This window comes from Vibrio sp. 10N.222.47.A9, assembly GCF_963872585.1.
In the GTDB taxonomy this organism is placed as follows: domain Bacteria; phylum Pseudomonadota; class Gammaproteobacteria; order Enterobacterales; family Vibrionaceae; genus Vibrio; species Vibrio splendidus.
The window spans coordinates 62,597-78,601 of sequence record NZ_CAWNBB010000070.1 but is presented as its reverse complement, the minus strand read 5'-3'; the positions used below and the strand labels follow the sequence as shown (position 1 = coordinate 78,601).

At 46.1% G+C, this 16,005-nt stretch carries 11 protein-coding genes; 4 read left to right on the top strand and 7 right to left on the bottom strand.

All coding sequences use genetic code 11. The annotated features are described in order from the left end of the window. Nucleotides 1-47: 47 nt before the first annotated feature. The 4 genes from argH to argC form a co-directional block, all read right to left on the bottom strand. A complete protein-coding gene (gene argH, locus AACT19_RS21445) occupies nucleotides 48-1,922 on the bottom strand; it encodes an argininosuccinate lyase (RefSeq protein ID WP_004729676.1) in 1,875 nt (624 codons plus the stop codon). Between the two features lie 347 nt (nucleotides 1,923-2,269). Beyond that, a complete protein-coding gene (locus AACT19_RS21440; protein ID WP_009848894.1) occupies nucleotides 2,270-3,481 on the bottom strand; it encodes an argininosuccinate synthase in 1,212 nt (403 codons plus the stop codon). Nucleotides 3,482-3,595: 114 nt separating this feature from the next. Next, nucleotides 3,596-4,384: an acetylglutamate kinase gene (argB, locus tag AACT19_RS21435; protein WP_076648690.1), complete on the bottom strand. Its 789-nt coding sequence runs from the start codon at nucleotides 4,382-4,384 to the stop codon at nucleotides 3,596-3,598. Nucleotides 4,385-4,396: 12 nt separating this feature from the next. Then, entirely contained in the window at nucleotides 4,397-5,401 is a 1,005-nt protein-coding gene (argC, locus tag AACT19_RS21430) for an N-acetyl-gamma-glutamyl-phosphate reductase (protein ID WP_076648688.1), read from the bottom strand. A gap of 153 nt (nucleotides 5,402-5,554) precedes the next feature. On the opposite strand from argC, the gene argE reads away from it, so the two are divergent. The 3 genes from argE to AACT19_RS21415 all read left to right on the top strand — a co-directional run bounded on the left by argE (nucleotide 5,555) and on the right by AACT19_RS21415 (nucleotide 10,492). Then, nucleotides 5,555-6,691, top strand: coding sequence for an acetylornithine deacetylase (gene argE / locus AACT19_RS21425; protein ID WP_076648686.1), 1,137 nt, complete (start codon nucleotides 5,555-5,557; stop codon nucleotides 6,689-6,691). Nucleotides 6,692-6,942: 251 nt separating this feature from the next. Continuing rightward, nucleotides 6,943-9,579, top strand: coding sequence for a phosphoenolpyruvate carboxylase (gene ppc / locus AACT19_RS21420; protein ID WP_207551976.1), 2,637 nt, complete (start codon nucleotides 6,943-6,945; stop codon nucleotides 9,577-9,579). Between the two features lie 373 nt (nucleotides 9,580-9,952). Next, the gene (locus AACT19_RS21415; protein ID WP_004729682.1) at nucleotides 9,953-10,492 is read left to right on the top strand and encodes a PadR family transcriptional regulator; all 540 of its coding nucleotides are present in this window, start codon (nucleotides 9,953-9,955) and stop codon (nucleotides 10,490-10,492) included. A gap of 108 nt (nucleotides 10,493-10,600) precedes the next feature. Here the strand turns inward: AACT19_RS21415 and metF are convergent, their stop codons facing one another. The 3 genes from metF to AACT19_RS21400 all read right to left on the bottom strand — a co-directional run bounded on the left by metF (nucleotide 10,601) and on the right by AACT19_RS21400 (nucleotide 15,371). Beyond that, the gene (metF, locus tag AACT19_RS21410) at nucleotides 10,601-11,500 is read right to left on the bottom strand and encodes a methylenetetrahydrofolate reductase (protein WP_004729683.1); all 900 of its coding nucleotides are present in this window, start codon (nucleotides 11,498-11,500) and stop codon (nucleotides 10,601-10,603) included. 275 nt (nucleotides 11,501-11,775) lie between these two features. After that, complete coding sequence (locus tag AACT19_RS21405; protein ID WP_076648684.1) at nucleotides 11,776-14,187, bottom strand: bifunctional aspartate kinase/homoserine dehydrogenase II; 2,412 nt, start codon at nucleotides 14,185-14,187, stop codon at nucleotides 11,776-11,778. Between the two features lie 2 nt (nucleotides 14,188-14,189). Then, nucleotides 14,190-15,371: an O-succinylhomoserine (thiol)-lyase gene (locus tag AACT19_RS21400; RefSeq protein WP_029222061.1), complete on the bottom strand. Its 1,182-nt coding sequence runs from the start codon at nucleotides 15,369-15,371 to the stop codon at nucleotides 14,190-14,192. A 208-nt stretch (nucleotides 15,372-15,579) separates the two neighbouring features. Here AACT19_RS21400 and metJ point away from each other — a divergent pair, with 208 nt between their 5' ends. Further along, nucleotides 15,580-15,900 (top strand): met regulon transcriptional regulator MetJ, encoded by a 321-nt coding sequence (gene metJ, locus AACT19_RS21395; RefSeq protein WP_004729686.1) that lies wholly within the window; start codon nucleotides 15,580-15,582, stop codon nucleotides 15,898-15,900. Nucleotides 15,901-16,005: the final 105 nt, after the last annotated feature.

Genomic DNA, 16,005 nt, shown 5'->3' with positions numbered 1-16,005 from the left:
AAGATCAATTTTTTGATCTTTTTTTTAGGGGCTATAAAATCAATGCTTTATGCAACATTAACCTTAGCGATGATCTGTTCTACCAAGTTAACTTCCAAGGCCACTTCATCACACGCGTGTTGACGAGGACACTGGTCACAATCTTTCAGCACCTTCTCTGGCAGCAGAGATTTTGATGTCGGTAAGAAGTCATGCTTCATAAAGAACTCTGGAGTACGAGTCAGCACAAACACCTTCTTAATGGCCATTTGTCGTGCTTTATCAACCAAGTGCTGCACAATCGCTGTACCCTGCCCTTGACCTTGCCACCCAGCCTCAACACCGAGCGAGCGAATTTCCGCTAAACCAGAGTCATACACATAGAGTGATGCACAACCGGTCACCTCACCATGATGCTCTGCGACAGCAAACGAGCCAATATCTCGCACCAGTTCATTACGAGAACGAGGTAGGTTTTCACCCATGTTCGCCCAATAGGCCACCATGCCTTCCAACGCTTCAATATCCGTCAGACGAGCAGGACGAACCTTCACGATGGAAGTGTCACGCTGTGATAAACGCTTCTCAGCTTGGTCAACCGCGTAAGCCACTTGCTGTGGTGATACACCGCCTAGCGCGCTACGTTTTTCAAGACACGATTCAATGGTCAGGATGTCATACACATCCTCTTCAATCACCTCAGAGAACTCTTTCATCTCTGCGATGGTTAACTCTTCTAATGCGCAACCTTTAGCAATCGCCGCCACTACCGTCACACCAACAATATGGTGAGCTTCACGGAAAGGAATGCCTTTCGCTACTAGGTAATCAGCCAGTTCGGTTGAGTTCGCGTAGCCTTGTTTCGCTGCTTCAAGTGTACGTTCGCCGTTCACTTTAATGCCGTCAAAACAAAGAGCAGCCATCTCCATACAATCATTCCAAGTGTCTAAAGCGTCGAACAGACCTTCTTTATCTTCTTGCATGTCTTTGTTGTACGCCAAAGGCAGAGCTTTCACTGTCATCATCATTGCGGCTAATGAACCATAAACACGGCCAGTTTTGCCACGGATAAGTTCGAGCGCATCAGGGTTTTTCTTTTGTGGCATCAGAGAGGAACCTGACGTCACGGTATCCGCTAACTCGATGAAGTTCGATTCACCTGAGTTGTAGAAAATCATATCTTCAGCAAGACGTGAAAGGTGAAGCATTGAAATAGAAGCGATCGACATCAGCTCCATCACATGATCACGGTCAGAAACTGAATCTAGAGAGTTGCGCGTTGCACGACGGAAACCTAAGTTGTGAGCTAACTCTTCACGGTCCATCGGGTAAGCAGTTCCTGCAAGGGCACCAGAACCCAGCGGACATGTATCTAGACGCTTAATCGCATCATTCAAACGTGAGTAATCACGCTCAAGCATTTCAACGTAAGCCAAACACCAGTGAGCAAAAGTTACCGGCTGAGCACGTTGTAAGTGAGTGTAGCCAGGAAGCACGGTTTCTTGATGCTGAGAAGCGACATTCACCATTTGGCTTTGCAGACGATCAAGCGCTAGTAGCAGTTGGTTACCTTGTTGACGACACCATAGTTTAAGGTCGGTCGCCACTTGGTCATTACGAGAACGGCCAGTGTGAAGTTTTTTGCCCAAATCACCGACTTTACCGATAAGTTGTTGCTCAACCCAGCTGTGAATATCTTCTGCATCAGAACGTAAGATCTGTTCAGGATCTTCCATCACTTCAAGTTTTAGCTCGTTCAGTGCAAGCTCTAGTCTTTGCTGTTCTTCTTCTGTTAGAACGTTGACCGATTGTAGAGCCTTTGACCAGGCAATAGAGCCCACAATGTCTTGCTCAGCCAATCGGTAATCAAAACGAAGAGAATCGTTAAAATCTTTGAACCGGGTGTCTGCTGCTTGGGTAAATCTACCGCCCCATAATGCCATTGTGTATCTCCTAATTGCACAGTGCTCACTGTTTTTGCAAATGATAATTCTGATTAAGATTCAGTATTTTTCTGATGGTTTAAACTTACGGCAATTCAAAATGAAAATAAAGTATTAATTCATTATTTTCACATATTTATTCACCAAAGGCTCAATCCATTGATTATTTTCAGCGTGGAGCGCGAATTATATGCCATTCGACAGTAAAAACCGAAGCTGATTTATTAAACAAACAGAAAGCAAAAAGCCCATTCACTAATCAATAGTAAATGGGCTTAGCATAATGATGCCTGCTTACTGGCCTTCAATCTTTCGCTAAAGGCTAGCTCACTAACTCATTGTTCGGATTACTTTTGGCTATTCAGAGCACGGATACGGCTTGATAGCGAGTAAAGACGGATGAAGCCTTCAGCGTGGCTTTGGTCGTAAACTTCATCTTCACCAAAGGTTGCAAACTCTTCTGAGTACAGGCTGTTGTCAGAACGCTTCTGAGTCACGGTTGCATGGCCTTTGTAAAGTTTGATAACCACTTCACCATTCACGTCTTGTGCTAGCTCATCTGTTGCTGCAAGAATTGACTTACATAGCGGAGTGAACCAACGGCCATCGTATACAAGGTGAGAAGCTTTAACACCCAGCTCTTCACGGAATTCGAATGCCGCTTTATCAAGAACCAATTGCTCTACTGCACGTAGTGCTTCCATCATGATTGTGCCACCTGGAGTTTCGTAACAACCACGAGACTTCATACCAACAAGACGGTTCTCTACGATATCGATACGACCAACACCGTGTTTAGCACCCTTCTCGTTTAGGTAAACCAGCGCGTTGTATGGCGTCATTGTTTCGCCATCAACCGCAACCACTTCACCTTTTTCAACTTTAAGCGTCACTGTTTCAGATTCGTTTGGCGCTTGCTCTGGGTCTACAGTCCAAGCCCAGCAATCTTCATCAGGTGCGTTCCATGTGTTTTCTAGAACACCACCTTCTGTAGAGATATGCCATGCGTTTGCATCACGCGAGTAAATCTTGGTAAGAGAAGCCGTACAAGGGATGTTACGCTCTGCGAGGTAATCTAGACACTCTTCACGACTTACTAGATCCCATTCACGCCAAGGTGCAATTACGTGTAGGTCTGGTGCTAGTGCAGCAAATGCACCTTCAAAACGAACTTGGTCATTACCCTTACCTGTACAACCGTGACATAGAGCGTCTGCACCTACTTTACGTGCAACTTCAACCTGAGCTTTCGCAATGATTGGACGAGCCATTGAAGTACCTAACAAGTATTTACCTTCGTAGTAAGCACCTGTTTTAAGCGTTGGGTAGATGTAATCTGCCACCATCTCTTCTTTAAGGTCAGCGATGTAACACTCAGACGCACCAGAAGCTTTTGCTTTCTCTTCGATTCCAATCAGCTCTTCATCGCCTTGGCCTACATCAGCAACAAATGCGATAACTTCGCAGTCATAGTTCTCTTTCAACCATGGGATGATTACTGATGTATCTAGACCGCCAGAGTAGGCTACTACAACTTTCTTTACGTTAACTTTGCTCATTTTCTTTCTCCTAGTTTCCATACTGCACATGGCGGTCAGCGTTGGAAATCACTTTAATAATTATATATTTAATTTATTTATCTAAATTCTTTAAGTAGTCACTCGTAGTGAGGTCTACTGAGGTAAAAACTGTGTTCCTATGCTCTTACCTGCAAAAAGTTGTGTCAGCTTGTCTGGGTATCGCCAGGTTGCAACTTCAATTGGTCGTCCTAGGTCATTAGCCGCTTCTAGTGCAGCTTGTACTTTCACGATCATTCCATCGGTAATCACTTTACCTTTAATAAGGTCATCGGCTTGTTGCTGATTAAGGCTTGGAATCAGGTGGCCTTTACCATCCAATACCCCACTGACATCAGAAAGCAGTACCAGTTCAGCATCAAGCGCGCCAGCTACAGCTACAGCAGCTTGGTCTGCATTGACGTTCATCAGTTGGCCTTGCTCAGTCAAACCAATCGAGCTAATGATTGGCAGTGCGCCAGCATTAAGAATCGCTTGCAGGACGGTTGAGTCGCCCGGCTCCGCTTTTCCTACTGCACCCAATTCAGGGTTTAGCTCGCTGACTTTACATAGACCACCATCAGCTAGGCTCAAACCAACGGCGTTGATGCCGTCTTTAATCGCCTGACCTTGAAGCAATTTGTTGGCCGTGCCCGCTAGTGCACCAGCGATCACAGGAATCTGATCATAAGGAGTAACACGTAACCCTTCTTTCTTAACAGTTTCAAGGCTCAACTTATTCATCAAACCATCAACAAGGTAACCACCGCCGTGAACAATCACGATTGGTCGCTGTGCCTGCTGTTGGTAAGCTGAAATCGCACCAAATAACTTGCTAAGTGTTTCACCACAAGATAGCGCAGCGCCACCTAACTTTATGATTAATGGTTGATTATTAAGGCTCATATCTAGATTTCCTTACACTAACGCAGTTAATGGTACAAAACCATAACGTAAATTTAAACACTGCATCGCTTGACTAGATGCACCCTTTAATAAGTTATCAATCGCTGAAACAACGATGATGTGCTGACCTTGTACCTTCCAGCCTAAATCGCAGAAAGGTGTTTGTTCTACATCTTGAATTCTTGGCAATGTCTCTTCGAGTAATCTCACAGCTGGTTTACCTTGATAAGCTTGCTCGAAGGCCTCTTGTATCTGTTGTTCTGTCACACCGTCAGCCAGTTTCATGGTAATAGTCGCTAAAATGCCACGCTTAAAGTTGCCTAGGTGCGGGGTGAAAATCACATCACATCCTAGGTGTGCAGCCATTTCAGGTTGATGACGGTGGTTGAATACACCATAAGCTTGCAGGCTTACTTCGCAGAAGCTGTTGACCATACTCGCCTTGCGGCCTGCTCCAGTGACACCACTGGTCGCGTTAATCACTGGCCATTGATTTTCATCCAGTAACTTCGCTTCAACCAAAGGCTTAATCGCCAGTTGGGATGCGGTTGGGTAACAACCCGCGACTGCAACAAGCTGAGCCTCTTTGATTTCTTGTTCGTTCCATTCAGCTAAACCGTAAGCCGCTTTGTCTAGCCATTGTTCGTGTTGATGTTCAAAACCGTAAAACTCTTGATAGAAGTTTTCGCCTTTAACTCTGAATGCACCCGATAGGTCGAACACTTGGCAATCGTTCTCAAGGAAGATTGGCGCTAGGTCGTGACTTACCTCGTGTGCAGTGGCTAAGAAAACCACATCAGACTGTTTAGCCACTTCTTCCGGATTTGTTAAAGGTTGCACTGGCATATCAATCAGGCCAGCTAACTTACCGTGCAGTGCAGCGATAGGTTTGCCTGCGTCTACACTATTGGCTGAGACATATAAACCTGATAGCGTGAGCTCAGGGTGTCTATTTATCATTAGAGCCAGTTCTGCTCCTGTGTAGCCGCTTGCGCCAATGATCGTGGTTTTCAACATCTCAACACATCCATTCTTGAGGTAAGTTACATTTCAAATTTGACTATTCATACTTAATTTTTAGCTTTATTTGATTTCTTATGCATTAAATATGATTTAATATGTGTTTTACCGACTTATGGTTTTCCTGTCAATAGTAGAAGTGAAGTTATTATGCAATTACCGAGTTTTCTTGAGGTCTATAAAGGCCTAATTTCCACCGACTCCATTAGCTCCACCGATCCAAGCTGGGATCATGGCAACGAGAAAGTGATCGAAAAAATGGCTCAATGGTTTAAAGACGTAGGCTTTAGTGTTGAGGTGGTAGAGGTCGAACCCGGCAAGCATAATATGGTCGCAAAGATGGGTTCTGGCGAAGGGGGCTTATTGCTTGCAGGACACAGCGATACGGTGCCATTTGATGAAGGACGTTGGAATTTCGATCCTCACGCACTAACAGAACACAACAACCGCTTCTACGGATTAGGCACGGCCGATATGAAAGGCTTTTTCGCTTTCGTTTATGAAGCCGCGAAGAAGATGGATTGGAGCAAGCAAACCAAGCCGCTCTATGTATTAGCAACCTGTGACGAAGAAACCACTATGTTAGGTGCACGTCATTTCACTGAAAATGCGCCATTTAAACCGGACTACTGCATCATTGGTGAGCCAACCAGCCTCGTGCCGATTCGTGGTCATAAAGGCCATGTTGCCAATGCCGTGCGAGTAACGGGTAAGTCAGGCCACTCTTCTGACCCGGCATTAGGCGTCAACGCCATTGAGATCATGCATGAAGTGCTGTTTGCTTTAATGCAGCTGCGTGACAAGCTAATCAAAGAGTACCATCACCCAGGCTTTGCAATTCCAAGCCCTACTCTAAACCTTGGTCATATTCACGGTGGCGACAGCGCTAACCGTATCTGTGGCTGCTGTGAACTACACTATGACGTTCGTCCTTTGCCCGGTATTAGCTTAGATGGCTTAGATAACATGCTGCGCAGCGCACTTAAAGAAGTGGAAGCAAAATGGCCGGGCAGAATTGAGATTACTCCACTGCACGAACCTATTCCGGGTTACGAGTGTCAACACGATCACCCATTTATCGGTGGCATGGAATCGGTGTGTGAAACTGAATCGCAAACCGTGAACTACTGTACTGAAGCACCTTTCCTTCAAGAGTTATGCCCAACTTTAGTGTTAGGTCCAGGCTCAATTGACCAAGCTCACCAACCGGATGAGTTCTTAAGCTTCGATTTTATTGACCCAACAATTGATGTTCTGAGTAAATCGATCCGTAAATATTGTTTCTAGTTATTACTTCCCTTCCAATATTTTCGTATAAAAGCCACCCCAAAAGGTGGCTTTTATTCTGTTATCCCTGACACAGCCTGATCTTGTAATTAAATTTCACTTTTTCTCTAAGTTTTGAAAAATTTACTTCTCCCGCATTTTTAAACCTAATAATTGCAAACTTAGAATGCTTTATTTGACTAGATACAGCACTTTTCGCTAGATTGTGTACTTAACAAGGAACAATGGATGTAATTTTTTTACGAGGCAGGATGACAATGAACGAGAAATACGCCGCTCTCAAGAGTAACGTAAGCATGCTGGGACGCTTGCTAGGTAACACAATCCAAGATGCACATGGTGACGTTATCTTAGAGAAAGTGGAGACTATCCGTAAACTTTCCAAATCCGCCCGCGCAGGCAACAAAGCTGACCGTGACAGCCTAGTTGAAGAAATCAAAAACCTGCCGAACGAACAACTCACTCCTGTTGCTCGTGCATTTAACCAATTTCTCAACCTCACCAACATGGCAGAGCAATACCACACCATCTCTCGCCACTGTGAGGAGCATGTTTGCGAACCAGACGTGCTGCAATCTCTATTTTCTAAACTAAATCAAAATGACATCAGCAAGCTAGACGCGGCTCAAGCCGTTCGCGACCTGAACATTGAACTCGTTTTGACCGCTCACCCAACAGAAATCACTCGTCGAACCATGATCAACAAGCTGGTTAAGATCAACGAGTGTCTGTCTAAATTAGAATTAAGCGACCTATCACACAAAGAACGCGTGAAAACCGAACGTCGCCTAGAGCAGCTTATCGCTCAAGGTTGGCACTCTGATGTGATTCGTCAGCAACGCCCTACACCACTTGATGAAGCTAAGTGGGGCTTTGCGGTTGTAGAAAACTCTCTATGGGAAGCCGTGCCTGATTTCCTACGTGATATGGATGGCCGACTAAAAGGTTACCTTGGTGAAGGCCTACCAATCGATGCGCGCCCAGTTCACTTCTCATCTTGGATGGGTGGCGACCGCGATGGTAACCCATTCGTAACGCACACCATCACCAAAGAAGTACTGCGCCTATCTCGCTGGAAAGCCGCTGATCTTTACCTAGGTGATGTGAACGAGCTGATTACCGAACTGTCGATGACGAAGTGTAATGATGCCGTTCGTGAATTGGCTGGCGATGAGCACGAAGCTTACCGTGCAATCCTTAAGAGCCTACGCACTCTGCTGAACAACACGCTAGAAGTGCTTGACGCAAAACTGCATGATGCTGAAGTACCGAAGAAAGAAACACTGCAGAACATCGACCAACTTTGGACACCACTTTACGCGTGTTACCAATCGCTGCACGAATGTGGCATGGGCGTAATCGCGGATGGTTCTCTGCTTGATACCCTACGTCGCCTAAAAGCATTCGGTGTGCATTTAGTTCGTCTCGATGTTCGTCAAGAAAGTACACGTCACTCAGATGTCCTATCTGAACTGACTCGCTACCTAGGCATTGGCGATTACGACCAGTGGTGCGAGCAAGACAAAATTGCTTTCTTAACCAATGAATTAAGCTCAAAACGCCCACTGCTACCGCGCGACTGGGAGCCATCTGAACAGGTCAAAGAGGTTTTAGACACCTGTAAGGTCGTTGCTGCTCAACCTCGTGAAGCCTTTGGTGCTTACGTAATTTCTATGGCTCGTACAGCATCGGATGTGCTGGCTGTTCACTTGTTGCTGCAAGAATGTGGTTGCCCGTACCGCATGGACGTATGTCCATTGTTCGAAACGCTGGACGACTTGAACAACTCAGAAGCAGTAATGAAACAGCTAATGAGCATCGATTTGTACCGTGGCTTTATCCAGAACCACCAAATGGTGATGATCGGGTATTCTGACTCAGCAAAAGATGCCGGCGTAATGTCTGCAGGTTGGGCGCAATACGACGCAATGGACAAGCTGGTTAAGGTTTGTGAAGAAGAAGGCATTGAACTGACTCTATTCCACGGTCGTGGCGGTACAGTTGGTCGTGGTGGTGCGCCAGCGCACGCTGCACTTCTTTCTCAGCCACCTAAGAGTTTAAAAGGCGGCTTACGTGTAACAGAGCAAGGCGAAATGATCCGCTTTAAACTTGGCTTGCCAGATGTTGCCGTAAACAGTTTCAACCTATACGCAAGTGCGATTCTAGAAGCAAACCTTCTGCCGCCACCTGAGCCAAAGCAAGAGTGGCGCGATCTAATGGAAGTGCTTTCTCAAGTTTCTTGTGAGGCTTACCGCAACGTGGTTCGTGGCGAAGAGAAATTTGTACCTTACTTCCGTCAAGCGACACCTGAGCTAGAGCTCGGCAAACTGCCACTCGGTTCTCGCCCAGCAAAACGTAACCCGAACGGTGGCGTAGAAAGCTTACGTGCGATTCCATGGATCTTCTCTTGGAGCCAAAACCGTTTGGTACTTCCAGCATGGTTAGGTGCAGGTGAAGCAATCCAATACTCAGTCGATCAAGGCCATCAAGCGCTACTTGAAGAGATGTGTCGCGAATGGCCATTCTTCTCTACTCGTCTAGGTATGTTGGAAATGGTGTACTCGAAGTGCAACATGGAAATTGCGAAGTACTACGACCAACGTCTTGTTGATAAAGAACTACTGCCGTTAGGTGAGTTACTGCGTGAACAGCTGCAAAAAGACATCAAAGCGGTACTAAATGTAGAGAACAACGAGAACCTGATGCAGAGTGACCCTTGGGGACTTGAGTCAATTCGTCTACGTAACATCTATGTTGAGCCACTAAACATGCTTCAAGCGGAACTGCTTTACCGTACTCGTAAGTGTGAAACACCACCAGCAGAGCTAGAAGAAGCACTAATGGTGACGATTGCAGGTATTGCAGCAGGTATGCGAAACACTGGTTAATTAGTGATTCCTACTATAACCTGATCAGCATTTTCATCTACAAAAAGAACAAAAGGTCGCCATGTGCGGCCTTTTTATTTCGTCAGATAACAGCTAGTAAGTACTTTGTCAGTTTTTTGGGTTATTTTGTCCATGTATTCTACTTTATGCTTATTATTTAGATATACTACTGCTCCGCTGCGGAAACACTCCAAAAAAATAATCTGCAGCAACTTGACCTATAAACTGGTCAACCTAGGTGATAAACGGCTTTGTAAGGTGACATAACCAACCGCCGAGTTGGTGCTACTTAGACATAACCAATATAACGTGCCATTAGAAGCACACTTGTTGTCTAAGTATTTGTTTACTGTTTACCATTTGGATTTCAGACATGTCATTACCACACGTAATTCTAACCGTTTTAAGTACACGCGATGCTACTGGTTACGATATCACAAAAGAATTCTCTTCAAGCATTGGTTACTTCTGGAAAGCTAGCCACCAACAAGTTTACCGCGAGCTAAATAAAATGGCTCAGAACGACCAGGTAACTTGCGTGCTTGAGCCTCAAGAAGGCAAACCTGATCGTAAAGTTTACTCTATCACTGACGCAGGCCGTGGCGCGCTAGGTGAATGGTTTGAACAACCAACTGCACACCCAACCGTTCGTGACGAGTTCTCAGCTAAGCTAATGGCTTGTGCTGTACAACCTGCTGACGCTTACCGTGTACAACTTGCTGAGCTAGTTGAAGAGTCTCGCAAACTGGTTTCTCACTACAAAGAAATCGAAGCGGCTTACTACGCAACGCCATCTACACTAGACAAGCAAGCACGCCTTGAGCGTCTAACTCTTCGTCGTAACCTACTTATCCGTGAAGCATGGATTGTATGGGCGGACGAAGTACTGCTTGAACTTGGTGCTCTTGCTTAAGTTAAGCTAGAAAAGCAAAAGGCTTGAACTCTTAGAGTCCAAGCCTTTTTTGTATCTATCGGATTTGATATTTACAGCAAATAGCGCTTTAACAAGACTGAAGCTTAATTACAGCGCAGCAACTTGTGGGCGAACACCTAGAGTATGGCAAAGTGCGTAGGTCATTTCTGCACGGTTTAGCGTGTAGAAGTGGAAGTCTTTCACACCTTCACGGCTCAGCGTACGAACCATATCGATCGCTTGGCTCGCACCGACTAACTGGCGAGTCGTTGGATCATCATCCAAACCTTCGAATTGCTTCGCCATCCAGCCCGGTACTTTTACGTTATTCATCGCAGCGAAACGAGACGCTTGTTTGAAGTTAGAAACAGGTAAGATGCCCGGAACAATCTCAACATCCACACCAGCCGCTACACAACGGTCACGAAAGCGTAGGTAGCTTTCTACATCGAAGAAGAACTGAGTGATGGCACGGTTAGCACCGGCATCTACTTTACGCTTTAGGTTAATTAGATCAGATTGAGCGCTTTTTGCTTCAGGGTGAACCTCAGGGAATGCCGCCACTGAAATATCAAAGTCATGGCGAGATTTAAGCAGCTCGACTAGATCAGATGCGTACATCTCTGGCGCGCCGCCGCCTGCAGGAATGTCACCACGCAGCGCAACAATACTCTCGATACCATTTGCCCAGTAATCGTCGGCAATTTGAATCAGCTCTTCGCGACTCGCATCAATACATGTGAGGTGCGGTGCAGCCACTAGGCCAGTTTGGTTCTTAATTTCTTTAATGATTGAGTGGGTACGGTCACGTTCGCCCGAGTTTGCACCGTAAGTTACCGATACAAATTTTGGTTGAAGTGTTTTAAGACGGTGAACAGAGTTCCACAAGGTCTCTTCCATCTTCTCACTGCTTGGTGGAAAAAACTCAAATGACACATTGATGTTGTCAGAAAGCTCAGCGATATTCTGATTTAAAGCGTCGATATGACTAGCGTGTGTGTATCCCATCTTACTCTCCCTGTGGCAAAAGCAACCACTAAAACTCAAATCCTTAAACGACGTTTAGACGTCTATATGTCTGTAGAATGTATTGAATACGATTTAATGTCAACAGATCCATTATGAATTTTTCTCAAGTAGATCGTGAGCAAAACTCAAGTCGTTAGATGGGTCGCAAAGCAGAAATAATGTAGAAAAAAGGCTGACAAACACATCGTGCTTTCAGCCTTATTTATCTTAGTGAATAGTATGCTATTTAGACACTAAACCAACCGATCTGAAAATCAAAACAGGCTAGACATTCTGTTTAGGTCAGATTGAATTGCGCCAGCTGTGACTTCACGGCCTGCACCTGGGCCACGGATCACCAATGGATTATCTTTGTACCATTTGCTCTCAATCGCAAAGATATTATCGCAAGGCAACAGGTTCGCCAGAGCGTGCTCTTTAGACAGTGCTTCAACGCCTACGGTTGCCTTACCGTTCTTCTCCAAACGCGCTACGTAACGTAGAACTTTCTGTTGAGAGTGCGCTTTTTCCAAACGCTCAGCCAACTCTTCGCTTAGAATAGAAGCTTTATCGAAGAAGTCATCCACCGATAGCTCTTGCAGCTCTGCAGGTACGAGCGATTCGACTTTTACGTTTTCAGGTTCGATATCCAAACCCGATTCACGCGCCAGAATCACCAGCTTACGCATGACATCTGAGCCATCAAGGTCAGCTCTTGGGTCTGGTTCAGTCAGGCCTTGTTGCCACGCTAAATCGACTAACTCGCTGAATGGCACCGTGCCATCAAACTGTTGAAACAACCAAGATAAAGTGCCAGAGAAGATACCAGACAGCGCAATGATATCGTCACCGCTCTCACGCAGGTCTCGCACAGTGTGGTTGATAGGTAAACCAGCACCCACTGTCGCGTTGTACAGCCAGTGGCGGCTGATCTTAGCGAAAGCATCTTGTACCTGATGGTAATACTCGCTCGATGCAGATCCTGCCACCTTGTTAGCCGAGATCAGGTGGATACCTTGTTGTGCAATTTGCAGATACTTTGCTGCAAGCACAGGGCTTGCGGTGACATCGAGTACCACAGCTTCATCGTAACCCTGAATAGAACCTAAACGCTCTAGCCAGTCGTTACCATTGTTGGCAATCGCTTCATCATCAAAACGTTTACCAACTGAAGTCGCATCAATGCCTTGATCGTCGAACCAATAGGTTTGGCTATCAACCACCGCAACCAATTCAAAGTTCATTCCACGACGCTTTTCAAGTTCCGCTTTTTGCTCAGCAAACAGGCTTAACCAGCTTGAACCAATGTTGCCCTTACCACACAAAGCAATCGCAACACGCTTCTGCGCTTGGAACAGTTGAGAGTGAATACCTTTCACTAGGCTTGATGTTTCACTCTTACGAATCACGGCCACCAAGCTTAAGCCTGAGTTCGCTTCTGAAATGAACTCCACCGGTGAGCTCTTCAGCTGCTGGTAGAAACCGTAGCAATGGTTCGGGTTCTTAGTCACACCCGCACCCACTGCAGCAATCAGAGAAAAACCTTCTTTCAATTTAATCTCAGCTTCAATCGCGTGGTCTTGTAGATATTCTAATGCACCACCAGCGATCTCTTCCGTGTAAGCAAGGCGCAAGCAGTGTTGATCGGGTTCTAATTCATAAGCAAGCGGCTCTAATTGAGCACGCTTAAGCCCTTCAAGGACTTCACTCTCCAGACGGTCGAAATCATGGCCGTGACCAAAAGTCAGTTGCACGATAAGAACTTCATCCAAAGAAGTAATGATTTTTGCACCACGCCCCGATGCCAGTACTCGCTCTATCTGTGTAGAGCCCGCCTCCGGCTGGTAGCTGCAGCGCAAGCTGAGATCCATAGCACTTTGAGCGACAGGCTGTAGCGTTCGGCTGTGTAGCACTGGAGCCGCAAGACGAGCTAATTCACTGGCTTCATCAAGGCGAAGCAGAGGTAATAAGCACGCATCCGAAACCAAACGAGGGTCTGCGCTGTATACGCCCGCCACATCACTCCAGATTGTCACGCGTTCAACTTCAGCCAGAGCACCAATCACGGTTGCTGAGTAATCCGAACCGTTACGACCAAGCAGTACCGTTTCGCCTTCGCAGTTCTGAGCCATAAAGCCTGTAATTACCACGCGGCAATGTGCATGCTGCGCCAAGGCTTCTTTAATCAGAGGATAAGAGCGTGCGCGGTCAACTTCAGGTTGAGCACCCGCTTCTGCACGTAAAAAGGCACGCGCATCTTGAGCAACCGCTTGTAAGTCATGCTGGCATAACAACGTCGCCAACAAACGTGAAGACCAAACCTCACCATGACCCAGTACTTGTGCTTTTTGTGCTTCACTCAAGGGAGCCGTTAGCTCACCCAAAGCGGTAAATTCTTGTTGGATGGTTGCCGTTAGTTGCGAGGCGGCTTCACCTTCAAGCAGAGCCTCAATCAGTTCAAGTTGAAACTGACGAAGGGTTTGCAGGCATTCATGAGCAATACGACCATCTTTGTCGAGCGCTTCAACAAACTCAATTAAGCGGTTGGTTGTTTTGCCTGCGGCCGATACCACCACCAAGTCCGTCGCTGATGAATATTCTCTAAGAATGTTGACCACGCGTTGGTAACACTCAGGGTTCGCTAAACTGCTGCCACCAAATTTATGTAGCTGGCGAAAGGTTGCCATTATTAAACCTCCCCTTCAGCAATAAAGCGTTGTGTTTTTTCAAACGCTTGCTTGAGATCGTCGATTAGGTCTTCCGCATCTTCAAGGCCAACAGAAAGGCGCAGTAGTTGTTGAGAAACACCCGCTTCTGCCAATGCTTCTTCGCCCATCGCACGGTGAGTCATCGACGCAGGGTGACAAATCAGGCTTTCAACCCCACCCAGTGATTCAGCCAAAGAAAATAGCTCTAACTTATCTACAAAATATTTAAGTGCTTCAAAAGAGCCCGCAAACTCAAAGCTCAACATGGAACCAAAGCCCAACTGCTGTTTCTTCGCGATCTCGTGACCCGGGTGTTCAGGAAGGCTTGGGTGGTAAATAGTGCCCACCAGATCTTGTTGTTGCAGAGCCGTCAGAATTTCACGTGAACTCTCTTCGTGAACACGCATACGCGCACCTAGCGTACGAATACCACGTAGAGTCATGTAACTATCAAATGGTGTGCCGGTCGCACCAATACAGTTGCCCCACCATGCTAGCTCTTCAGCGTGCTCTTCAGTTTTCGTCACGACAACGCCACCAATAACATCTGAGTGTCCGTTGATGTATTTGGTGGTTGAGTGGATAACAAAATCAGCACCCAGCTCTAAAGGCTTTTGGAACACAGGCGTCAAAAACGTGTTATCGACAGCAACCAGAGCACCAACCTCTTTCGCTTTACGGCAAGTCTCTGCAATATCAACCACACGAACTAACGGGTTCGATGGCGTTTCTATTAAGATCAACTTTGGCTTGAGCGCGATCGCCGCATCCAACGCTGCTTGATCCGATTGATCAACGAACAAGACTTTGAAGTCACCTTTTAACGAGCGGGTATTAAATAGGCGGTAAGTACCACCGTAGCAGTCGTGTGGTGCGATAATAAGATCATCACCGCCTAAGAAAGCGGATACCCACAAGTTAAGTGCCGAAGTGCCACAGTTAGTTACCACTGCACCTTTGCCAGATTCAAGCTCAAACAATGCCGTTTCTAATAAACCACGGTTTGGGTTACCAGAACGGGTGTAATCGTACTTTGGCACTTCACCAAAAGCGGGAAACCCATAGTTAGTCGAAAGATAAATAGGTGGGACAACGGCATGGTGTTGCGTGTCTGACTCGATACCAGTACGTACTGCGATTGTTGCTGGCTTCCGGCTGCTCATAGGTGCTTCCTTACAAGTTTTGCGTCTGAGAATCACAGCGGCTTGTCGGCATTCTGCGGCTGTGTTAGATATATGTTATTCACTTTACTTTCATAAATGTGAGACGTCAACACTTCTGGACGTCTATATGTCTTTGCTTATGGCAGTAAATCCCGCTAAAATCACCACTATTAATTTATTCTAACAACTAAAGTGATGAAGGTACGCAATGGCCGACTGGAATGGTGAATACATAAGCCCATATGCTGAGCATGGAAAGAAAAGCGAACAAGTAAAAAAAATTACAGTTTCTATCCCTCTAAAAGTGTTAAAGGTTCTTACTGACGAGCGCACTCGCCGCCAGATTAATAACCTACGCCATGCAACAAACAGTGAGCTACTGTGCGAAGCCTTTCTACATGCGTACACAGGCCAACCACTGCCAACGGATGAAGATCTCCGTAAAGACCGTCCAGACGACATCCCGACTGAAGTGAAAAAGCTGATGACAGAGATGGGTATCGAATTCGAAGCGTTTGACGAAGAATAAAAACAACTCAGTCACTGCCTTCAATATTGATTCGCTATAGCTGAACCTTATTTGTCACATCACCCACTACTTTATCGGTAGCTGCTCTGTGAATGATAGACATAA